At 67.4% G+C, this 21,826-nt stretch carries 19 protein-coding genes; 11 read left to right on the top strand and 8 right to left on the bottom strand.

The window, feature by feature from the left end; all coding sequences use genetic code 11:
• The first annotated feature begins 28 nt into the window (after positions 1–28).
• The gene (locus BJ987_RS30145; RefSeq protein WP_209899320.1) at positions 29–1,027 is read left to right on the top strand and encodes a LacI family DNA-binding transcriptional regulator; all 999 of its coding nucleotides are present in this window, start codon (positions 29–31) and stop codon (positions 1,025–1,027) included.
• A 33-nt stretch (positions 1,028–1,060) separates the two neighbouring features.
• Here BJ987_RS30145 and BJ987_RS30140 read toward each other — a convergent pair whose 3' ends face one another.
• Positions 1,061–2,218 (bottom strand): lipase family protein, encoded by a 1,158-nt coding sequence (locus BJ987_RS30140; RefSeq protein WP_245366197.1) that lies wholly within the window; start codon positions 2,216–2,218, stop codon positions 1,061–1,063.
• Positions 2,219–2,253: 35 nt separating this feature from the next.
• Positions 2,254–3,609: a flavin monoamine oxidase family protein gene (locus BJ987_RS30135; RefSeq protein WP_245366196.1), complete on the bottom strand. Its 1,356-nt coding sequence runs from the start codon at positions 3,607–3,609 to the stop codon at positions 2,254–2,256.
• Positions 3,610–3,664: 55 nt separating this feature from the next.
• Here BJ987_RS30135 and BJ987_RS30130 point away from each other — a divergent pair, with 55 nt between their 5' ends.
• Together BJ987_RS30130 and BJ987_RS30125 are read left to right on the top strand one after the other, a co-directional pair.
• Positions 3,665–4,264 carry a TetR/AcrR family transcriptional regulator gene (locus BJ987_RS30130; RefSeq protein WP_209896465.1) on the top strand — a complete coding sequence of 200 codons (600 nt, stop codon included), beginning with the start codon at positions 3,665–3,667 and terminating at the stop codon, positions 4,262–4,264.
• A 293-nt stretch (positions 4,265–4,557) separates the two neighbouring features.
• Complete coding sequence (locus BJ987_RS30125; RefSeq protein ID WP_209896464.1) at positions 4,558–5,511, top strand: ferritin-like domain-containing protein; 954 nt, start codon at positions 4,558–4,560, stop codon at positions 5,509–5,511.
• Positions 5,512–5,638: 127 nt separating this feature from the next.
• Here BJ987_RS30125 and BJ987_RS30120 read toward each other — a convergent pair whose 3' ends face one another.
• Together BJ987_RS30120 and BJ987_RS30115 are read right to left on the bottom strand one after the other, a co-directional pair.
• Entirely contained in the window at positions 5,639–6,073 is a 435-nt protein-coding gene (locus BJ987_RS30120) for a nuclear transport factor 2 family protein (RefSeq protein WP_209896463.1), read from the bottom strand.
• A gap of 53 nt (positions 6,074–6,126) precedes the next feature.
• Complete coding sequence (locus tag BJ987_RS30115) at positions 6,127–6,735, bottom strand: TetR/AcrR family transcriptional regulator (RefSeq protein WP_209896462.1); 609 nt, start codon at positions 6,733–6,735, stop codon at positions 6,127–6,129.
• Between the two features lie 163 nt (positions 6,736–6,898).
• Between BJ987_RS30115 and BJ987_RS30110 the strand changes: the two genes are divergently transcribed.
• Together BJ987_RS30110 and BJ987_RS30105 are read left to right on the top strand one after the other, a co-directional pair.
• Entirely contained in the window at positions 6,899–7,609 is a 711-nt protein-coding gene (locus BJ987_RS30110) for a GTP pyrophosphokinase (RefSeq protein ID WP_245366195.1), read from the top strand.
• A gap of 143 nt (positions 7,610–7,752) precedes the next feature.
• Positions 7,753–8,616: a 3-hydroxyacyl-CoA dehydrogenase gene (locus tag BJ987_RS30105; protein WP_209896460.1), complete on the top strand. Its 864-nt coding sequence runs from the start codon at positions 7,753–7,755 to the stop codon at positions 8,614–8,616.
• Positions 8,617–8,622: 6 nt separating this feature from the next.
• On the opposite strand, the gene BJ987_RS30100 is transcribed toward BJ987_RS30105, so the two are convergent.
• A complete protein-coding gene (locus tag BJ987_RS30100; protein WP_209896459.1) occupies positions 8,623–8,958 on the bottom strand; it encodes a cupin domain-containing protein in 336 nt (111 codons plus the stop codon).
• Positions 8,959–9,030: 72 nt separating this feature from the next.
• Here BJ987_RS30100 and BJ987_RS30095 point away from each other — a divergent pair, with 72 nt between their 5' ends.
• Both BJ987_RS30095 and BJ987_RS30090 read left to right on the top strand, forming a co-directional pair.
• Positions 9,031–9,966 (top strand): GlxA family transcriptional regulator, encoded by a 936-nt coding sequence (locus tag BJ987_RS30095; protein ID WP_209896458.1) that lies wholly within the window; start codon positions 9,031–9,033, stop codon positions 9,964–9,966.
• 229 nt (positions 9,967–10,195) lie between these two features.
• Positions 10,196–11,545, top strand: coding sequence for a family 1 glycosylhydrolase (locus BJ987_RS30090; protein WP_209896457.1), 1,350 nt, complete (start codon positions 10,196–10,198; stop codon positions 11,543–11,545).
• A gap of 148 nt (positions 11,546–11,693) precedes the next feature.
• On the opposite strand, the gene BJ987_RS30085 is transcribed toward BJ987_RS30090, so the two are convergent.
• Positions 11,694–13,460 carry an acyl-CoA dehydrogenase family protein gene (locus BJ987_RS30085; protein WP_209896456.1) on the bottom strand — a complete coding sequence of 589 codons (1,767 nt, stop codon included), beginning with the start codon at positions 13,458–13,460 and terminating at the stop codon, positions 11,694–11,696.
• A 498-nt stretch (positions 13,461–13,958) separates the two neighbouring features.
• On the bottom strand, positions 13,959–15,212 hold the full coding sequence (locus tag BJ987_RS30080; protein WP_209896455.1) for a cytochrome P450 family protein: 1,254 nt from the start codon (positions 15,210–15,212) through the stop codon (positions 13,959–13,961).
• Positions 15,213–15,647: 435 nt separating this feature from the next.
• On the opposite strand from BJ987_RS30080, the gene BJ987_RS30075 reads away from it, so the two are divergent.
• The 4 genes from BJ987_RS30075 to BJ987_RS30060 all read left to right on the top strand — a co-directional run bounded on the left by BJ987_RS30075 (position 15,648) and on the right by BJ987_RS30060 (position 20,593).
• Positions 15,648–15,953 carry an NIPSNAP family protein gene (locus tag BJ987_RS30075; RefSeq protein WP_209896454.1) on the top strand — a complete coding sequence of 102 codons (306 nt, stop codon included), beginning with the start codon at positions 15,648–15,650 and terminating at the stop codon, positions 15,951–15,953.
• Positions 15,954–16,170: 217 nt separating this feature from the next.
• A complete protein-coding gene (locus tag BJ987_RS30070) occupies positions 16,171–17,610 on the top strand; it encodes an NAD(P)/FAD-dependent oxidoreductase (RefSeq protein WP_209896453.1) in 1,440 nt (479 codons plus the stop codon).
• Positions 17,610–18,425, top strand: coding sequence for an alpha/beta fold hydrolase (locus BJ987_RS30065; RefSeq protein ID WP_209896452.1), 816 nt, complete (start codon positions 17,610–17,612; stop codon positions 18,423–18,425). The genes BJ987_RS30070 and BJ987_RS30065 overlap by 1 nt, the downstream gene beginning before the upstream one ends.
• Positions 18,426–18,571: 146 nt before the next feature.
• Positions 18,572–20,593, top strand: a complete 2,022-nt coding sequence (locus BJ987_RS30060; RefSeq protein WP_209896451.1) for an ATP-binding protein — start codon at positions 18,572–18,574, stop codon at positions 20,591–20,593.
• Positions 20,594–20,673: 80 nt separating this feature from the next.
• Here the strand turns inward: BJ987_RS30060 and BJ987_RS30055 are convergent, their stop codons facing one another.
• Positions 20,674–21,744: an alkene reductase gene (locus tag BJ987_RS30055; RefSeq protein ID WP_209896450.1), complete on the bottom strand. Its 1,071-nt coding sequence runs from the start codon at positions 21,742–21,744 to the stop codon at positions 20,674–20,676.
• Positions 21,745–21,826: the final 82 nt, after the last annotated feature.

Here is a 21,826-nt window from a genome sequence, read left to right as displayed (position 1 = left end):
GAAGGAGGCGCGGTAGCCGGTGGTGAGCATGAAGGAGGTCGCGGCGACCGCGGGTGTCTCGGTCGGCACCGTCTCCAACGTCCTCAACGCACCGGACAAAGTAAGCCCGGCCACCGTCGCGCGGGTGCACACCGCGATCGAGAAGTTGGGTTTCGTCCGCAACGACGCCGCCCGCCAGCTACGGGCCGGGCGCTCACGCTGCGTCGGATTGGTCGTGCTCGATATCGGCAACCCGTTCTTCTCCGATATCGCCCGCGCCGCCGAACAACGCGCGGCCGAGAACAATCTGGTCGTACTGCTGGGATCCACCGACGACGACGCCGACCGGGAACGGCTCTACCTCGAAACCTTCGATGAGCAAAGAGTTTTCGGTTTGCTGATCTCGCCCTCCGGCGACGACCTGGGCCGGCTGCGGGCCTTGCATCAGCGCGGGGTTCCGGTGATTCTGGTCGACCGCGACGGCAGCGACACGCCTTTCTCGTCGGTCGCGGTCGACGACACAGCGGGCGGGCGGATCGCGGTGCGGCATCTGTGCCAGACCGGACGTCGCCGCCTCGCCTTCGTCGGCGGGCCGCTGTCGCTGCACCAGATCGCGGATCGCCTCGCCGGTGCCCGATCCGCCATTCGGGAACACCCGGGCGCGACCCTGGACCTGATCGAAACCACCGCGCCGACCGTCTTGGCCGGTCGTGCGGCGGGCGAACAGATCGCGGATACCGCGGCCCGGCCCGATGCGATCTTCTGCGCCAACGATCTCTTGGCGATCGGCGTCTTGCAGGCACTGACCCTGCGTGGCGTACGCGTGCCCGCCGATATCGCGCTCATCGGCTACGACGACATCGACTTCGCGCAATCGGCGCTCGTGCCGCTGACCTCGATTCGGCAGCCGAGCAACCTCATCGGTACCTCGGCCATCGATCTGCTCGTCGCGGCGGCCGGCAACCAGAGCTTCGTCGAACACATCTCCTTCCAGCCGACCCTTGTCCCGCGCGCGTCCACCGAACCGCACACCGCAGCCGAGCGCTGACCGGACCGGCACAAGCGGTCCGGCGCACGTGGATCAGCGATCCGGAAGGACTTCGGCGAGAAACGCGGTCGTGTCGGAGCGGGCCTCCGGCAGGAGCGTGAAGTGGGTGGCCGCCGGATAGAACCGCAGGCGGCTGTCCGCCCCGCCCTGCTGAAGTTGTTGCTGGAGCAGCATTGTCGTCGGGGCGGGCTGCACCGTGTCCGCTCCACCTTGCAGCAGCAGCACCGGCTGCCGGTAGCCGGTAGCGGGCACGCCCATGTAGTCGCGGAGGGCGGCGGTCAGGGCCGGGTCGGTCAGGGGCCTGGTGAACAACTCGCCGAGCGGCCGTCCCGAGACGGCGGCCGAGGCCGACTCCAGGCACCCCGCACCGTCCGCCGCGAGGCCCAGCACGTGCTTTCCCCGCTCGCTGAGGTAGTCCAGGGCGTTCAGTTCCGGACGGGCGTGGTCCAGTCCGGCCAGGATCATCAAGACCCGTACCTGCAACCCCGCGGGCAACGGCGCGGCCAGATCAGGTCCGGCGAGCACGTTGATCACATCCTCGTAGTTGCTGGTCGGAGCGAAGGCCGCCGTTCCGTATAGCTCGAGTTCCGGTGCGTAACCGGACGACAAGTGCGCGGCGAGCAACGCCGCGTGCCCGCCGATCGAATGCCCGGCCAGCACATAGGATCCGGAAAGGCCGGCGTCGACGAGCCGACCGGCTCGCACGATATCGAGTACCGCGTGCCCTTCGGCTCGTCCGGCCAGGTACTCGTAGCGGCCGGGCGCGCCGAGCCCGATGTAGTCGGTCGCCGCGACGGCGTAACCCTCGGCCAGTAACGCGGACAGCTGTGGCGTCTCATCGTGCGTATCCGCCAGTCCGTTCATGAGATTGGGCGCGCAACCCTGTCGCATGCCGCTCGTGCCATGCCCCCACGAGACCACCCGCCATCCACCCGGCGGCGGGCTCCCGGCGGGCAGGTAGATATTTCCGCCGCTGACCTGCGGCTCGCCATTTTGACCGGTGGTCCGGTACACGAGTCGAAACCCCTTGCCCGCCTGCGGGATCAGCTCGGAGCCGTCGAGCTGACGGGACGACACTATGGCTCCCGGCTCCGTCGAAGGAAGCGGTTCCGCCGTCGACAATCCAGCGGCGGTGACCGAAAACCCGGCGGCGAAGATCGCCGCCGCCATGCGCCGCATGGGGAACTTCATGACACACCTTTCGGGTAATGAGTGGGAACAGTAAGTCATTCAGGACGTTCGAGGATTTCCCGGGCGGCGCGCTGCCCGGATTCGATCGCGCCGTCGATGTAACCGGCCCAGCGGGTGGCTGTTTCGGTGCCGGCCCAGTGCAACGCGCCGGTCGGGCGGCGCAGTTCGGGGCCGAAGCGGGTGAGCGTCGCGGGCGTCGCGAACGCGCCGTAGCAGCCGCGGCTGAAAGGTTCGGCGGCCCAATCCCGTTCGATGTAGTGGCGTGGATCGCGGGCCTCGGGGCCGAAATACGCCGCCAGGTCGTCGAGTACCGCGGCGCGACGTTGTTCCGGCGCCAGGCGCGCCGCCGTCTGGGCGTGGCCGGCTTCGAGGAATCCGGCCAGGACGGCGGGTTCGCCGCTCGGCGGGCCCGCGTCGAAAACCGTGCCGAGGGCGCGCCGGTCGCTGTTGGCCTGCCCGGACAGCCCCCTCGCGCGCCAGAACGGTTCGTCGTAGACCGCGTTGACCTTGATTGTCCAGCCCATCGGCAGGCGTTGCAGCAGTTGGGCGCGCTCGGCGGGCAGGTCGGGGGTGAACCGGATGCCCTGCACCAGCGGCGGCGGAACCGCGATGATCACGTGTCGCGCCCACCACTGCCGCCGACCGGCTCGGACGCCGATTCTGTCACCGCCCCAGTCGATCTCGGTCACCGCCGTGCCGAGGACGACCCGGTCGCCCAAGTCCTCGGCCATCGCGATCGACAGCCCTTGCGCGCCGCCGACGACCCGATCCTGCTGTGCGCCGCCGGTCGTGTTGATCAAGGAGTCGACGCCGCCGCCGGCATGGATGTAGAACTGCGCCCAGAGCGCCGACATCTCCGCTGGCTCGGCGCACCAGACCGCCTGGGTGATCAGCCGGAAGAACGCGCGTCCGGTCGAGGTGTGGGAATTGTCGCGCAGCCACGTGTCGAAGGTCTGCGCGTCGAGTTCCGCGGCGTGCGGCGCCGTCCACGGTGCGGACAGTGGCACGCGCCGGGCCGATCGGTCCAGGCGCAGCTGTGTGCGGGCGATGTCGGCCAGCACCAACGGGTTCAGGCGCGGTATCCGGCCCGGGTAGCGGGTGACGCGGCCACCGAATTCGCCGATCTTCGAGCCCTGATCATGCGTGGGGTAGGTGGCGCACCCGAGTTCGGTCAGCAAGGCCCGCACCCGATCCTGGCCCGGCCCCACCCACATGCCGCCGACCTCCACATAGCCGGTGCTGTCCGGTATCGCGACGGTGTGGGTACGCCCGCCGACGCGCTCGCGGGCCTCGAGCACCACGACATCGCGCCCCGCCGCGGCGAGGACCCGCGCTGCCGTCAGCCCTGCCGCCCCGGCCCCGACTACGAGCACGTCCCTGCGATCCGACATTCGCATACACCTAACATCTGAGATACATGGTGTATGTCAATGTAGCCTGGTTGCTGTGACTGTCAAGGGACGACGTGCGGAATACGCCGAAGCCACTCGCTCCGCTCTGCTGGCGACGGCCCGCCGCCTGTTCATCGAACGGAAGTACTCGGACCTGTCCGCCGATGAGATCGCCGGCGCCGCCCGCCTGACGCGCGGCGCCGTGTACCACCACTTCAACGGCAAGCAGGGACTCTTCGAGGCCGTCTTCGAGCAGGTCGAGCAGGAGCTGACCGAGCGTTTGACCACGGCGCTCGGCGCGCCGGGTGACCCTTGGGACACCGCGGTGCGAGCCCTGAACGTCTTCCTCGACGAATGCACCGACGTGGCCTATCAGCGGATCGTGCTGCAGGAAGGTCCCGTCGCGCTGGGCTGGGCCCGCTGGCGCGAACTCGACGAACGCCACATGGTCGGGCTGATCCGCGATCTGGTCGACGAGTTGATCCGCGCGGGCGTCTTCCGGCCCCGATCGCCCCAACTCACCGTCCGAGCCGTGTACGGGCTGCTCACCGAATTGGCTTGGAGCCTCGCCGAAACGAACGACGAGCAGGTGCGCCGCGAAGCCGGCCAGATCGCGCTCGGCATGATCGACTCGCTACGGCGCGACGTCCAGTGACGGAAACCCCTCGGGCCGCACACATCTGGATTGTGACCCAGATCAACACACTCCGCCGGACACCGGTGCGGCGGGCAACGTCGCACCAGTACACGCGGCAGATCGGCTCGGTATCAAGATGATTCGCTCGATCGTCAGTCCGGCCGAGGGGCCTGCCGGTGTCGGCCGAGGAAAGTTTGGCCCGGACTTCTCGTGGTAGGCGGAAGACGTGTCCACCGATGGTGGATGACAGTCATGGTCACGGTGCATCGCCGCGCCGAGCCTGCCGTCGATAGCGAAGGACGAATATTTCCATGAGCACTCACACTTTGCTGGCACAGCTGCGCGCCCTCCGAGATCTGACCAATACCGAGATTCAGATCGCGGAAACCCGGATAGCCCAAGCCCGAACCGAAGCTGTGCAACGCGAGTTGACCGAGAACGCCGACAATGCGCGCGCCCGCGCCGAGGCGATCGAAGCCGCGATCCGCGACCTCGGTGGCGTCCCGGCGGTGATCGGTCCCTTCCTGGGCCGCCTCGCCGCAGCGGTCAAGGCGATGGCCGAACAGGCGCAGCCGTTCGATGAAGCCCTGCTCGGCGACCTCGCCCTCGAGCATCAGCTGCTCGACCGCGCGCGCTACCTCAAGGCGCTGGCGGTCAGCGCCAAGGAATCCGACATCGCGGCACTGGCGGACCGGTTGATCAACGCGCACTCGGCGACAGTGGAATGGTTGAGCACCGTGCTGGCCGAGGACGCCCTCGGTGGTCCGGCCGCCCTGCGCCGCACGCCGCTTCAGGCGGCCACCGGGACCGCGGTCAAACTCGTCAACGTTCCGGTCAGCTGGTCGGCCCGTGGGCTGGACCGGGCGCTGGATACCTTCCGCTCCGCTCCGCCGGCGCTGGGCGAACTCCTCGAGCGGGGTGTGCGGGCCGGTGACGTGACGGTCAAGACCCTCACCGCCTCCCGCGACGCCGCGCTCGAGACCGCCGAGCGCGTCACCCGTCGCGAAGGCGCGGGCGGCACCGCCGACGCGTTGCATTCGGTGCGGACCGCCACCGGCATTCTCGAACCCGAGGAGCTGCCGATCGGCGACTACGACGAGCTGAACGTCAACCAATCCGTCGCCGCCATCAAGGAATTGACCAACCCCGCCGACGTGCGCGCGATCCTCGCCTATGAGGAAGCGAACAAGAACCGGCAGAGTGTCGTCTCGGCGGCGCAGACCCGGCTCGCGGCGATCGCGCGCGAGGTGACCGGCCGCAACTAAAGGTCCGCTCGCGCGCGGATGTGCGCGTGGCAGCGATAGCGCATCGGAGGCCCACCGCCATTCGATGCGCTATTTCTCTTGCCGCGGTGAAGATTTCCGCACCCACCGCTGGTCTACTCGGCGCCGTTCACTGGCGGTGCAGCTGCAGCACCTTCTCTTGATGACTGCTGGTGAAGTCCGGATCCACGTAGATGTGGACCGCGCTGATCAGGGTGCCGCGAAAGGTGAAGACATTGCAGAAGCGACCGGTCGAGACGCGCTGGTCCGGCCATCGGCGCCCGTCGGCGGTGGTGCCCCATTCGCGGCCCTCGACGATGATCCGATCACCCGCGACCATGATGTCCAGGCCGTCGATATCGTGTTCGAGGCTCGACAGATCGGCCCAGAGCCGCCGCGCGAACTCGGCCATGTCTGATTTGCCGTGGCCCACACCGAATTTCGGGAAGTAGAGTTCCACGTCATCGGTGTAGAGGTCCAGTAGCGCCGGATCGCGCGCGTCGATCAGTTCGAAAGCGCGCCGGACGATGGCGATGCGCTGGTCGGTAAGCGTGGTCGAGGTCATCGAAATACTCCTCTGTGCCGAATCGTATTGCGTTGTGCGGGAGATGGTTTCGTTCAATCGCGGGCGAGTAGAGGTTCTAGGCCCAGCATGCATACGCGGCGCAACTGATCAGGGGTAGCGCCGGCCTGAGCCAGGACGCGAAGCCCGGAGATCGTGGTCACCACGAGCAGAGCGCCGTCGTCGGCGTCGATGTCGCGCCGCAAGCTGCCATCGGCGTGGCCGGTCCGGATCGCTTCGGCCAGCAGTGCCAGTCGCCGTCGCAACGAAGCTGCCAGTGCCTGAGCTATTCGCTCATCGCGGTGGATCACGCCGGGCGTCATGTAGGTACTCACGACCATGCAACCGGCCGCGTGCCCCTGCTCGGCGGCTACGCGTTCCTCATCCAGCACCGCCTCGGCCAGCGCTTCCAGGCGTTGCCGGCCGGTCCGGCTCGCGTCGCCGAGAATCGCCTCCTGTGCCTGGTCCGCGACCGAGATGTAGCGGCGCAGCGCCTGATGGAAGAGCTCCTCTTTCGATGTGAACGTGTTGTACAGGCTGCTCCTGCGCACACCGGCGACCGCGCACAGCTGTTCGGTCGAACTGTCGCTGAAGCCGAACACGCGGAACTGGCGTGCTGCCGCGTCGAGGACTGCGGACTCGTCGAATGCCCGTGGTCTGCCCATGGCCGAAACGGTACCAGTTCTGTACTTCAAAGTACAAAATGCGGACCGTGGAACCCGTGCACGCGACTCTGGAGCGGCTCAGCCCAGTCTCAGATCGCAGTGCCAGAATGTCCCCAAGGCCAGCGGTTTCGATCCACCGAGCATGGAGGCGACAAGTTCATCGATGAGCATCCCCGACAGCGACCTCGCGACCTTCCAGGGCGAGTTCACGCGGTTCATGATGTCCTACCGCTTCGTCACCTCCGAGTTGATGACCAAGATCAACATCCTCGCCGACGAATTCACCTACATCCATGACTACAGCCCGATCGAGCACGTCAGGTCCCGGCTGAAGTCCCCGGAAAGCATCCTGCGCAAGCTCCAGCGCAAGGACATACCGGCCACGCTGCACGATATTCGGGCGAACATCGTCGACATCGCGGGTGTGCGCATCACCTGCAGTTTCATCCAGGACACCTACCGGATCGCCGATATGCTCACCAGCCAATCGGACGTCACCGTGACCGAAGTGCGCGATTACATCGCGCACCCGAAACCCAACGGGTACAAGAGCCTGCATCTGCTGCTCGAGCTGCCCGTCTTCATGAGCGACCGCGTCGAACACGTGCCGGTGGAGCTCCAGATCCGCACGATCGCCATGGATTTCTGGGCCAGTCTCGAACACAAGATCTTCTATCGGTACGGGGGCGACGTGCCGCCGGGATTGCTGAAGGAATTGACCGAAGCGGCGGACGCCGCCAACCGGCTCGACATGCGGATGGAACATCTGCACGAGCAGGTCGCGCAGTCCCGGATCGCGGACTCCGCCGGAAGCGGGACCGCGGCGCAGGAGCTTTTCGAAGCTCTCGCCCAGCACCATCGCTTCCCCGGCTGACGGGTCGATCGGCACTGCTGTGCCGAGGGCAGACACCCACCAGCGCACCTCGAGCTTCGCCGCCGAGCCCGGCGTTCATGGCAGGCTTTCCGGCAGGGACGAACAAGCCACTCATGCAGCCGACTAGGCAGGACGAGGGAGAGATGATGTCCACGATCAAGAAGGTAACTGTCCTGGGAACCGGCGTGCTGGGAGCACAGATCGCCTTCCAGAGCGCGTACAACGGATTCGACGTCATCGCCTACGACATCAACGACGACGCCCTGGCAAAGGCCGAGCGGACCCTCGGCGGATTGGTCCAGGCGTACAAGGACGACAACGTCGCCGGCGCGGCCGAGGGCCGGGCGGAGCAAGCCCTCGCCCGGATCACCCTGTCCGCGGATCTCGCCAAGGCCGTGGCCGACGCCGACCTGGTGATCGAGGCCATCCCGGAGGTGTTGAGCCTCAAACAGGACACCTACCGCAAACTCGGTGAGCTGGCGCCGGCGAAGACGATCTTCGCGACGAACTCCTCGACCCTGCTGCCCAGCGACATGAAAGATTCCACCGGCCGCCCGGACCGCTTCCTCGCCCTGCACTTCGCGAACAAGGTATGGCAGTACAACACCGCCGAAGTCATGGGCACGGCCGACACGGACCCCGCGGTGTTCGACACCGTCGTGGCGTTCGCCGGTGACATCGGAATGGTGCCCATCCCGGTCCACAAGGAGAAGGCCGGCTACGTGCTCAACTCGCTGCTCGTCCCGTTCCTGAACGCCGCCACCGCGCTGGCCGCCGGCGGATACGCCGCCCCGCACGATGTCGACAAGGTGTGGCGTATCGGAACCGGCGCACCGGTGGGCCCGTTCCAGATGTACGACATCATCGGCCTCAACACGCCCTACAACATCCTGTCCCACGGCGGCGCCGAGGAGCAGAAACTGGCCGCATGGCTGAAGGAGAACTACATCGACAAGGGCAAACTCGGTGTCAGCAGTGGTGAGGGCTTCTACACCTACGGCAAGTGACCGGTTCTAACCCTCGGGATAGAAGAGGAACAGTGTGCAGCCGGTCGTGGTGGCCGGCACGTGCCACGAGCCGGCGGGGGCGTGCAGGAACGTTCCTGCCGGGTAGTCCCGGGCGCCGTCGTTGAACACGCCCGCGACGACGTAGACCTCCTCCGGGCCGGGCTCGTGCAGGTCGCGGTGCGGCCATGCGGTACCCGGGTCCATCTCCAGCACGTTCGCGTGCGCGCCGTCCGATCCTTTCCAGAGTGGGCGCAGCCGAATGCCGGGAAAGAGTTCGCGGACCGGGGCGTCGCTGACGGAGGCGGCGGCGTACCCGGCCTGCGTGAGAATGTCGGAATCCATGGTTCTCATGCTGCGCCCACGGACATGCTCGGAAAAGGTGTCCGCTTTGACATCATTGGGTACTTTCTGGTCATGCACCGTGTTGTGGCTCTGGTCCGGCCGGTGCAGTCGACCTTCGAGCTCGGCTGCGCCGCAGAGGTATTCGGCACCCAGCGCGACGGTGTGCCGCAGTACTACGACTTCTCGGTGTGCACCGAAACCCCCGGCCCGGTGGCGACGACATCGGGCTACGCGATGTCGGTGTCGCGGGACCTCGCCGCGCTGACGCACGCGGACACCGTGCTCATCCCGGGCTGGACACCGGTGGAGGCGCCGCTGTCCGATCGCGTGCGCCAGGCGCTGCTGGAGGCACACGCTCGCGGGGCGCGACTGGTCACCATCTGCTCCGGAGTCTTCGCGCTGGCCCGCACGGGCCTGCTGGACGGGCGCTCGGCGGCAACGCATTGGGCGCGGGCCGCGCAACTGGCGCGCGAGTTCCCCGAGGTGCGCGTGGAGCCGGACGTGCTCTACGTCGACCACGGCGACGTCGCCACGAGTGCCGGAGCGGGCGCGGGGATCGACCTGTGCCTGCATCTGGTCCGCCGTGACCACGGAGCCGCCCACGCCGCGCTGCTCGCGCGGCACATGGTGATGCCGCCGCACCGCGAGGGCGGCCAGATCCAATACGCGCCACCCGCGCCACCCACCGACGCGCTGGACGGTCTGCTCGAGTGGGCGGGCGCGCGCCTGGCGACCCCGCTGACGGTGCGCGATCTGGCCGCGCACCTCAACGTCTCGCCCCGCACGCTGGCGCGGCGCTTCACCGAGCAACTCGGCCTCAGCCCCGGCGCGTGGCTGCTGTCCCGCCGGATCGCCGAGGCGCGCCTGCTGCTGGAGGAGACCGACCTGCCGGTGGACGCCATCGCGGCCCGGGTGGGACTCACCTCGGCGGTCAACCTGCGCCGCCGTTTTCGCGCCCACGTCGGTACGACGCCGGGTGCCTACCGGCGCGCGTTCCGGGGGTCGTGACCCGCCGCCGCCTGGGTGCGATGCGTCTGGCGCGGCTCTCGAACGCGCCGGCGATCTGCCTGATCGACAGCGGTTCGGATTCCAGGTGCCCGCGGCCGCAGAGTAGCAGGTGCCGGTTCGAAACCGCCTGTGGCCCTGCGAAATGCGCAGTGTAGACGACCTCGCGGAACGACGGGCGGGCTATCACGCAAACGGCACGCCCACCGCACGCCGTGGTTACCCTGAGGTGATGCGATTCCAGTTACGTAGGCATGTCCTCGCTGTACTCGCCGCCGCCGCGTCGGCCCTGCTGCTGTGTACACACGCTCAGGCGGCGCCCCCGATTCGGACGGCCGCTGCCATCGCGCCGGTGGATCCGGGATTCCTCTGGGGCGTCGCCGCCTCGGGCTTCCAGTCCGAAGGCCATGCGCCCGACAGCAATTGGACCCGGTACATTCCGTCGCATCCCGACTATGACCCGCTCGGCGATTCGGTCGACTTCTACGGCCGCTACGCGTCGGACGTGGACTCGGCGGCGGCGCTGGGCGTACAGGTTTTCCGGATCGGGATCGAGTGGGCGCGGGTGCAGCCGGCGCCGGGGGTCTGGGACGAGCAGGCATTCCGTTTCTACGATGCGGTCATCGCGAAAATCGTTGCGGCGGGGATGCGTCCGATGATCACCCTCGACCATTGGGTCTATCCGGGTTGGGCGGTGGATCGCGGCGGCTGGCGCAATCCCGGCATGGTCGAGGATTGGCTGACCAATATGCGGGCGGTGGTCGATCGTTATGCTGCCCGCACGCCGCTGTGGGTCGCGGTGAACGAGCCCGCCGCGTACATTTCGCACGAGGTCCGCAGGGGAGCCGCCGACGCGGGCGAGATGCAAGATCGAATCGCTCAGGCGCACAACGCTATCTACGACTACATCCACCAGGTCCAGCCCGGCGCGCAGGTGACCAGCAACGTCGGCTATGTCGCGGGCGCGGAGGCGGAGGTCAACGGTGGCTTCCTCGACCGCGTCGGCAACCGGCTCGACTATGTCGGCATCGACTACTACTTCGGCTACGACCCGGCGCGGTCGCTGCTCGGATCGATCACCAGAGCCCTGGGATCCGCGCTGCCGAACCTGCCCGGCCAGAACATCTGGGATCTGCCTTTGCGCACGGAGGGCATCTACTACGCGCTGCAACACTATTCACGTCGCTTCCCGGGCAAACCCCTCTATATCGTCGAGAACGGGATGCCCACCGAAAACGGCCGCCCCCGCGCCGACGGCTACGCACGCGGCGATCACCTGCGCGACACCGTCTATTGGATCCAGCGCGCCAAGGCGGACGGCATGAATGTCATGGGCTACAACTACTGGAGCATCACCGACAACTACGAATGGGGCAGCTACACACCCCGTTTCGGTCTCTACACCGTCGACGTACGCACCGACCCCGCCCTCGTGCGCCGCCCCACCGACGCGGTCGCCGCCTACACCCGGCTCGTCCACGACGGCGGCGTCCCCGCCGACTACCGCCCCACCCGCAGCCCAGCCCTCTGCATCCTGGTCGACCCGCCCGCCAGCTGCCTGACGCCGGTCGGGGCTCCCTGACCGGAACCCAGACGATGCTTCCGCGCTGCACCTGATCGGCCGGGCGAGTGGTGCGGCCACTTCGATGGCGATCGGAGGCAGCGGGCGTGCCCGCCGAGTCGGGCACCGGACGGACGTGAACGCCCGCCCGGTGCCTGTTCGGATCGGGTCAGTCTGCCGTGGAAGTGCAGCGCTCCGCCCACGCTGCCGGTAGATCCATGGAAAGTACTGGTGCGCCGAGGATTTCGTCGTCGAACTCGAAAGCGTCCAGCAGGCTGGGCAGGTGATCGGCGAGGGACGCTATGGCATGGCGGAGCTGCTCGGCGATCGAGCGGGCGCCGTCGATGTCGAGCATGCCGTGGGTGAGGTACCAGGCGGCATGCTGGTTGAGATAGTGCAGTGCGAAAACGTCTCGCACGGCCGCGATCTCGGCATGGTCGGCGTGCTGGTGCAGCAGTTGCAGCGCCTCCTCCGCGCAGTAGGCCTCGGCGAGACTGAGCGCGTCCGGAATGATCGCCAACCGGTCGGCGAGATCCGGTGAGGCCAGGTACTGCTGTGCCTCTTGCACGATCGTCAGGGTGCGCGCGTTGAGCAGGCCCAAGCGGTCGGCGGGGTCCAGCGGGTCGTGTAATCCGGGTTCCGGCACGGGTTTACCGGCCAGGTGCTTGGCCAGCACGCGGCCCGCGACGGAACCGAGCACGTGGCAATCGCCCTCGCCGGTGATGGCCGCGTGGCAGACGCCGAGGTAGTCGGCGACCCGGTTGGCGCTGAACATGCCCTGGGCGGCCATCTTCAGGCGAGCGTTCGTCACCGTCGCCAGCGCGTGCGGTTGGATGAAGTGCTTGGCCAGCATCACCGAGACGACGGTGTCGCGATCGGTGAGATCGCTGACGGCCAGCGAGGTCTTGATCGCGTTTCCGTAGATGGTTCGCGCGATGGTCCCGGCCAGATCGGTGAGCAGGGTGTCGCGAACATGCGGGAGATCGAGCATGCGCGGTGTATCGGTGGGTGTCAGCGGCACCGCCCGCTTGGCGGCGTAGCGCAGCGCGATGTAGAGCGAGGCGCGTGCGGTGGCGTTCAGGCACGACGAGAGCGCCAACCGTCCCACGGTGAGCTGGCTGATCGCCGAGGCGAAGCCGCGCTTGCGGCTGCTCTCGTCGTGCCAGGTCAGCACACCCTTGTCGTCGATGGTGGCCAGGTCATTGCTGAGCCAGGCGCTGCGCTCGACGCGGAGATTGTCGAAACTGATGACCGAGTTGTCCATGATGACCAACGGCTGATGGTCGAGCTGGGTGATCGTCACGCCGGGCGCGGGTGCTCCGTCTGGACCACGTAGTCGCGCCGCGAACAGGTGCACACCTTGATCGACGCCCGCGGAATCGATGTATCGGGCCCCGACGACACAGACCCGCGAGACCGGAATCCCTACGCTGGGCATGAACTTTCGTGCCAGTGGGGCCGGGGTGTCGATGACGAATCCGTCGCCGTCCCACCTCGCCTGGGTCTGCATGAATTGGATGTTCGACCCACAGCCGTACTCCGTCAGCAGCATGACGCCGATGCTGGACGCGTCGTCCAGATCTTCCAGATACGGTGCGGCGGAATCGGAGTCGGTGAGCGTGGCCAGACTGCCGGAGGCCAGATTGTAGTGCCCCGAAATCAGTGGTATCAGATCTGTCGCCAATACCGCCGACCAGTCGAAGACCGCGAACAGCTTGGGCAGATCAGTGGCGACAGCCTGGGTGCTGCCGATCTCCTTGACGAGGTATCGCAGCTGGTCGTAGGCATTTTCTCGCCGTTGAGCCTGGCTCATCCGCTCGTTGACGAAGTAGTCCGGGTTACTCAGCACCTGTTGCAGTCGCTGGTGGAAATCCGGGCTGCCGTGCCGGAGAAGCCCGGCCAGCGATGTCCCTTCGGTGTACCCGCGCCTATCCATAACTGCCTCCTACTCACTTACGACCCCAGCGGTACTACGGCGCCGCTGGGCAAACGAGGCCATCGCTGCCGGCATTCGACGCATCAGCACCCGCCGAGGCCGCATGAGCATGCGGACGTCGCGCGGACCGAGAGAAGAGGCCGGGACGATCACCTGTCAAGAGCTCGACGCACCACGCCCCTCGGGTCGAAACCGTTGCGCGAGAACATGACGCTTGTTCGCCGAACCCCAGTGGCCCGATCGGCTCCGATCGGGGACGGGTGGTCTGTTCGCGCGGGCGGGCGGTGTAACAGCGTGTCAAGGCTGCCGAGCCGACATTGCGGTCGCGAGACCGTGCGACAACGGAGTTGCCGCCCAATCGCCATCGACCAAGTCACGAATTGTATTGTTGCACAAATCGTCCCATGGTGAACCTGGAGCGATCACTCTCAGTTGGGGTCGCCGAACCGGGCCGGAATCGTCATAATGGAGATTCAGGCCCGGTGGGTCCGCGGAGAGCTACAGAGTGGCAAACGTGCTGGTGGGGGAGAACACCACCGGCAATGCGGTCAACGCTCGGTGGAACGGTCCCGGACGCCACACCAGATCCTCCTGGCGGACGGCCAGTTTCATGTCCGGCAGGAGATCGAGCAGTTGGTCGATGGCGTCCTGCGCGAGCAGAATCCCGTACAGCCGAGCGTGATCGGGGCACGCGTGGTCGCCGGAGCTGAACGCCAGATTCCAGTCGTTGCCCGCGGACGCGCCGGTGTACAACTGCGGATCGGTATTGCAGGCGGCCATGCTGATCACCACCGGCTGGTGCGCCGGCAGCCACTCGCCGTCGATCAGCGTCGGTTGCCGCGGGTAGGTGATGCAGTAGTTCGCCATCGGCGGGTCGGTGGCCAACCGCTCGTCGATCGCGGTGCGCGTGGTCTGCGGCGCCTCGTTGACCGTCGAGGTGAACCGGTTGTCGGTCATCATCAACAGCAAAGTGTTGGCGATCAGATTCAGCGGCGGTTCGACACCCGCGGCGAACAGCAGAACCAGCTGATGCACCATCTCCTCATCTGTCAAGCCCGTTGGATGTTGGACCAGTCTGGTGGTGACGTCGTCGCCCGGCTGAGCCCGCTTCAGCGCCGTCAGATCGAGCAGCGCCTCACCCATCTGCGCGTTGACCGTGGCCGTGTCCACGCCGTCGAACATCGCGGCCGAGGCGGCCGCGACCCGCTCACCGATGTCGGGCGGGCAGCCCAGCGTCTGGCAGAAGACCGAGAAGACCAGCGGCAGCGCGTATTGGCTCAGCACATCGACTTTGCCGTCCGCGCAGAATGTATTGACAAGTGGGATTGCCGAACGGTCCACCATGGCCCGCACCGAGTACAGGTCGACCCCGGCGAGGGCATCGTTGAGCGCCGCGCGGTAGCGCGCGTGCGCCGCGCCGCTGGTGCGGATCGCATTGGGCCGCGCCTCGACCATCGGCATGATCGGGCAACCCGACGGCACAGTTCGCTGCCAGGTACTCGGATCGGCCGGAAAATGATCGGGGTCGCCGAGAATGCGCACCGCCGTCGCGTAGTTGATCACCAGGGTTGCCGGTAGACCGGGCCATATCTCCACCGGCACCAGCGACCCGTACTCGTCGCGCATCCGCCGGTAGGCCCCGTGCGGGTCGGCCGCGAACTCGGCATCGTAGATCGGGATCCGCGGATCTGTGCCCTCCCTCGCAGGCTGTGAGCCGGAGGTAGCATCCTGATGCGCATGCTGCGGATACACGTAGTCTCCCTTGAAATCGGTTGCGGCAGAATAGTACCCAAGGGGCCGGGGCTACGTGTGCGCTAATCCAGCTAATGAAGTTCGAGCCCGCTCCGCCGTGACCAACCCCCTGCGACAGGCGGCCGCGCGGCGTACAATCACCGCTTCGCCTGGAGCCGACAGGCGTGCGGCGACGTCGAATCGAAGGCGTCCGGCCACGCGCCGTCGCACGCGGCAGCCCTGCCACGCCGGTATCGCTCAGGTCGAGAACACTCGGTGACCCGGCCGACGCACCGAAATCCCACGTGAGCGAGTTCGGCCGGTCGGAGCCTTTGCGCATCAGCCGACCTCGGCGACGCCACAAAGAGCCGGTGACCGTGCCCAGTGGCCCCGTCGATACGGCTTGGCGACCCCGGGGTGACCCGGTAGCAAGCGCATCGGTTGTTAGGCTCGGCCATGATCACCTGTGTCGTCGAATATGTAATAGATCCCACGAAAATCGAGGCGTTCGAACGGTTCGGTCGGCGCTGGATCGAGTTGGTGAACCGGCACGGCGGGACACACCACGGCTACTTCCTGCCCGGCGAAGGTGCCAGCGACAAGGCCTTGGCCTTGTTCAGTTTTTCCAGTCTGGCGGCGTATGAGCAGTACCGGGCGCTGTTCGGGGTCGACGCCGACTTCATCGAAGCCGACCGGATCCGGGACGAGAGCGGGTGTGTACTCCGCTATGAACGATCGTTCATGCGGCCGCTGCTCTCCTGAAGATGCCTCGAGACCGCGTCACCGGGGCTGGACTTCTGCTTGCGGCAAACGTCTAGTGGCCTAGCGAAACCTCGTACGATTCCGCTCACTTCCCAGCCATCCCCTCTGCGGCGTGGCGGTTTGTCGGGCGGCAAGTGAGCAGTTTCTGGTCTGGCTAATGAGCTCTTTCCGCGTCGACAGTGGCTCCTGACCGCTTCGAACAGTTGGAAGGATTCCCATGCGAACCACCGAAACAGGCCGACCAGTACACGCAGTAGTTCTGGGTGGCGGGCCCACCGGACTGACCGCAGCACTGCTACTGGCCCGGGACGGACATCGAGTCACGCTGCTGGACAGAGACAACGGTGCACCGGCCGGGGAGCCGGAGCACGCGTGGGAGCAGTGGCGGCGGACCGGGGTCAACCAGTTCCGGCACCCGCACATCCTGATGCCGGGCGCCTACCGGCTGCTCACCCGGGAACTGCCCGAGGCCGTGGCCGAGCTGCGGAGGTCAGGTGCTCGGTCACACAATATGCTCGACGGTGCTTTCGATCTGCCGGCCATCGGCGGCCGGCTCGACGGTGACGACCGCTTCGATACGCTCGCCGCTCGTCGCCCCGTCATCGAGGCGGCGCTCGAAAAAGTGGCCGCGCACAGCGGAATCGCGATCCGACGCGATACTGCGGTCACGGGATTCATGACCGAAGGCGCTGCCGGACTGCCGCGGATTACCGGGGTGACGACGGCCCATGGCGAGACGATCGCCGCGGACCTGGTCATCGACGCGCTCGGCCGCAATTCCCCGGTGGGCGCACTGCTCGCCGCGGCGGGAGCCGCCGCCCCGGCGCTGCACAAGCATGAGGCGGGGTTCCTCGCCTACAGCCGGTATTTCCGCTCGGCCGACGGCTCCATGCCGGCCCAGGCCACCTGGCCGCTCTACCACCACGACAGCCTGTCGATCACCACCGTCCCCGGCGATGCGGGTACCTGGGCGCTGGCGGTGTTCGTCTCCGGCCGGGACCGCGCCCTGCGCGCGCTGAGCGATCCGGAGGCGTGGCAGCGGGCGATGGCGCGGTATCCCGATACGGCGCACTGGGCTTCGTACGGGGAACCGATCACCGGTGTGCTCGCCATGTCCGGGATGGAGGCCCGGCATCGGCGCCTGGTAGTCGAAGGCCGTCCGGTGGCGACCGGGTTGCTGTCTATCGGAGATGCCTGGGCGACAACCAATCCCGCGTTCGGGATGGGCATCACCATGGGCATGACCCATGGACTGCTGTTGCGGGATGTGTTGCGCGAGATAGGTATCGAGGACCTGGACAAGCTCGCGTTGCGTTTCGACGAGGTCACCGAGACCACACTGGGTCCGCTTCATCAGGGGACCGCGGCCTGGGATCTGCACCGGCTCGCGCAGATCGACGGCGAAATGGCGGGTGTCCCTTACGAGACCGACGATCCGGAGTGGGCGTTGCGGCAGGCGCTGGAGGTGGCGAAGCTGGCCGATCCGGACGTGCTGCGTGCGTTCGGCGATGTCGGGTCACTGCTGACCGGTCCGGACGAAGCGCTGGCGCGGCCGGGTGTGCTGGACCGGGCCATCCAGTTGGGCACCGGCGCGGCCCGCTACCCGGAGGCGGGTCCGTCGCGTGCGGAGCTGCTCGCCGTGCTCGGAGCGAAGTGATGCGCCTACGCACCAACGGCGTCGAACTCGAAGTCCAGGTCGGCGGCTCGGGAGCGGATGTGCTTCTGCTGCACGGTTTTCCGGACACACATGCGGTCTGGCGGCACCAGGTGCCGGTCCTGCGCGCGGCAGGCTACCGCACCATCGCCCCGGACCTCCGCGGCTTCGGCGCGTCGGACAAGCCCGCCGAACTCGAGCAGTACGAGCTCGACCGATACCTGGCGGATCTGATCGGCATCCTGGACGAACTCGCCGTGCCACGGGTCCATGTGGTCGGGCACGACTGGGGGTCCTCGCTGGGCCAACTGTTCGCCGCACACCATCCCGACCGGGTGGCGAGTCTCACCAGCCTCTCGGTCGGCAATCCGGCGGCGATCGTGGACGCGGGCCTGGCGCAGCGCGAAAAGTCTTGGTATTTCCTGTTTTTCCAGTTTCACGGCATCGCCGAACGCTGGTTGGCCGAGCACGATTTCGCCAACGCGCGGGACTGGCTGGCCGGTCATCCAGACCTCGACGAAGTCGTCGAACGCTTACGCGATCCTCGTTCGCTCAGCGCGAGTCTCGCGCTGTATCGCACCGGTGCCGGGCCGCAACTTCTGGTAGATCCGCCCGTCCTGCCGCCGATCACCGCGCCGGTGCTGGGCGTGTGGAGCAGCGACGACCCCTATCTCACCGAGCGGGCGATGCTCGGCACCGAGAAATACGTCACCGGACCGTGGCGTTACGAACGACTCGACGGTGTGGGCCACTGGCTGCAACTGGAGGCCCCGGATCGCGTCGGCGAGCTCTTGCTCGAGTTCCTGTCCAGCCACTGATTCCGCGGCACCGGACGGCCCGCTGGTCCACTGGTCCGCGGGCCGTCCGGTGCCGGGCGCTGTTCGACGGCCGGTAACCTCGGCATTCAGGTCGATCCGGCGCTGGTACTCGAGCGTCGGGCGCGCCGGTAGGGAAAGGGATGGGCGTGGCCAGCGAGGGCGTTGAGGTGTTCGGTGACAGTCTGGCTGTCGGACGCGACCGGGCGTTCGTCGGACGGCAGGTCGAACTCGACGCGTTCCGGGCGCAGCTGACGGGCCGGCCCGGTGGCCGCCCGGTGCACTATCTGCACGGTCCGGGCGGTATCGGCAAGTCCACTCTGCTGCGCCGGTTCGCCAGGGAGGCCGAGCTGGCCGGCCGCACCGTCGTCGAAGTCGACGGCCGCACGGTGACACCGACGCCGGAAGGCTTTCTGGAATCGGCGGCGGCCGCCGTGCGAGACCCGGCAGTCGTACTGCTCGTCGACACCTTCGAAAAATGCCAGGGGTTGGAAGGCTGGCTGTGGGAACGGTTTCTCCCGCGGCTGCCGACCGGGACGATCGTGATCATCGCGGGGCGGGTCGCGCCCGACCCGGTGCTGACCTCCGATCCGGGGTGGGCGGACCTGCTGCGGGTCACCGCGCTACGAAACCTCGCGCCCGACGAGGCGGCCGAATTCCTCTCGGTCCGCCGGATTCCGGTCACCGCACAACCGGCGCTGCTCGGGTTCACCGGCGGCAATCCGCTCGCACTGACCCTGGCCGCGGCCGTGGCGGCGAAAAGCGATGCGGCGCCCATTGATTGGCGTCCGAACCAGCAAACCATCGCTACACTGTTGCGCCGCTTGGTCGGTGATACTCCGACCCTCGCGCATCGGCGGGCGCTCGAGATCTGCGCGCACTCCTATATCACCTCCGAATCCTTGCTACGCGCGCTCATGGGCGCGCAGGCCGCCGACCTGTTCGCCTGGCTACGGACCCAGCCCTTCATCGAATCGACGGACACCGGGCTGTTCCCCCATGACGTGGTACGCGAAGCGCTGGAGGCGGACCTCAAATGGCGTGATCCGGAGGGCTTCGCCGAGATGCACGGCAGCTTGCGTGACTTCCATCTCGAACAGCTCTGCGCCGCACCGGAATCGGAGTTGCTCCCACGCACCGGAGCGCTGATCTTCCTGTATCGCGCGGACCGGAAGATGTCGGATTTCAATGTCTTCCACGAGGTCGGGTCGGTGCAGGACCGGCCCTATGTCGCGACCCAGCGGGAGCGCCTGCTGGACATGGTGCGGCGGACCGAAGGTACCGGTTCGGCCGCGATCGCGGCCTTCTGGCTGGACCGGCAGCCGGAAGCTTTTCGCGTGTACCACTCCACGCACACCGACGAGCCGGTCGCGTTCTCGGCCTGGCTGACACTCATCGGGCCGCAGGGCGCCGATATCGACCCCGTCGTCGCGGCGGCCTGGGACCACGCCCGCGCGCACGGGCCGTTGCGCGCGGGCGAGTACATGGCCGTCGCCCGGTACACCGTCGGGCCCGCCGCGTACCAGCGGCCTTCCGCGCCGACCACATTGACGCAGTGGCGCGCCGTGGGCGAGATGATCCGCGGCGAGCGACTCGCCTGGTCGTTCATCGTGATGCGCGACGACGGCTACTGGAACGACCACCTCGGTGACGTCGGCTGGGATCGCATCGCCTCGACGCCGAAGGTCGGTGACCACGAGTACGCGTTGTTCCGCCACGATTGGCGCGCGCTACCGCCCGGTGCCTGGTTGCGGAAGAAGACCGACACCATGCTGTCCGGCGCATCGATGCTCGACGGGACGATCGCCGGGCCGGATGAGCTGGTCGTACTGTCACGCCCCGAGTTCGACGCGGCAGTCCGCGAGGCGCTGCGGGGGCTGCGCAAACCGGCGGCGCTGGCCGACAACCCACTCAACCGCAGCCGCCTGGTGGTCGACAGCGGCAAGAACCTGCCCGAGCTCCTCACCGATGCCGCGCAGGCGCTACTCGGAGAACGAGGCGGGGAGAAGCTGCATCGGGCCGTCAACGTCAGCTACTTCAAAGGCGCGCCGACCCAGGAGGTCGCCGCCGAACTGCTGGGCTTGCCGTTCAGCACCTACCGCCGCCACCTCGCCACGGCCGTCGAGCGTATGACCGATCTGCTGTGGCATCAGGAATTGAACGGGCAGTGAGAGCGGCAGTGCCGCAGCGGAACTCGATGGCTCGGTGACCGAACCCCGCCGACTGTGGCGGGGTCCGGTCACCCGGGGTGCTACGCGGCGTTCAGTCGCAGGGTGGGGTAATCGGTGTAACCCTCGGCGGCACCGGTGTAGAAGGTGCTGGGGTCGGGAGCGTTGAGCGGTGCGCCCGCCCGGAGCCGGTCCACGAGATCCGGGTTCGCCAGAGCGGCCGTGCCGACCGGAGCTAGGTCGGCCAAGCCCGCATCGATGTCGTCGCCGAGCCGGTCGAGCGTGCGGCCGGCCCGGGTGAGCAGCAGGGGGCGGTGCCACCGGTCCCGGATCTCCCGCAGGCCGGCGTCGTCGGTGAAGGAGAACACGTCGAGGAAGGCCAGGTCGAGTTCGGCCAATCCGGTGACGAGGTGACGATAGAGCGCGGCCGAGTCGGGCCCCTCGTCGATGTCGCCCAGGCGCGCACCGGGGGAGATCCGGATACCGGTGCGGTGTTCACCGATCATCTCGGCGACAGCCTCGGCGACCTGCAGGGTGAATCTGGCGCGGTTGGCGACACTGCCGCCGTAGTGATCGGTGCGCCGGTTGGCGTTGGGAGCCAGGAACTGTTGCAGCAGGTAGCCATTCGCGGCGTGGATCTCCACGGCGTCGGCGCCGGCCTGCACGGCCATCCAGGCCGCGTCCGCGAATTCCCCGACAATGCCCTCGATTTCGGCTGTCGTGAGTTCGCGCGGGACGGGAACCGGCCGCGGGCCGGCGGGAGTGAAGATGTCCACCTCCGGCGCGATCGCCGAGGGTGCGACGGGAATGTGATGGTCGGGCGTGTTGTCGGGATGACCCATGCGACCGGTGTGCATGAGCTGGATGACCAGATACGCACCGGCGTCGTGCACCGCGTCGGCGACGGCGCGCCAGCCCTCGACATGGGCACGGGTATGGATTCCGGGGGTCTTGAGGTATCCCTGGCCGGTAGCCGACGGCTGGGTGCCCTCGGTGACGAGCATGCCGAGGGCGGCACGCTGAGCGTAGTAGTCGGCGGCCATCGGCGACGGGGTGCCGTCATAGTTCGCGCGGCCGCGGGTCATGGGGGACAACGTGATTCGGTGGGCAAGCTGCATGGTTCCGACCGTGGTGGGGGTCCAGAGATCAGTCATGGCGAAGGTCCTTTCGGGGGTTGTTCGTGGCGCCGAGCGAGCGCCACCTCGTCCAACAGTTATCCGGAAGAATTATTCCGGA

Source organism: Nocardia goodfellowii (genome assembly GCF_017875645.1).
GTDB classification, from domain to species: domain Bacteria; phylum Actinomycetota; class Actinomycetes; order Mycobacteriales; family Mycobacteriaceae; genus Nocardia; species Nocardia goodfellowii.
The sequence above is the reverse complement of the archived record's forward strand: the minus strand, read 5'-3'. Positions and strand labels throughout refer to the sequence as shown.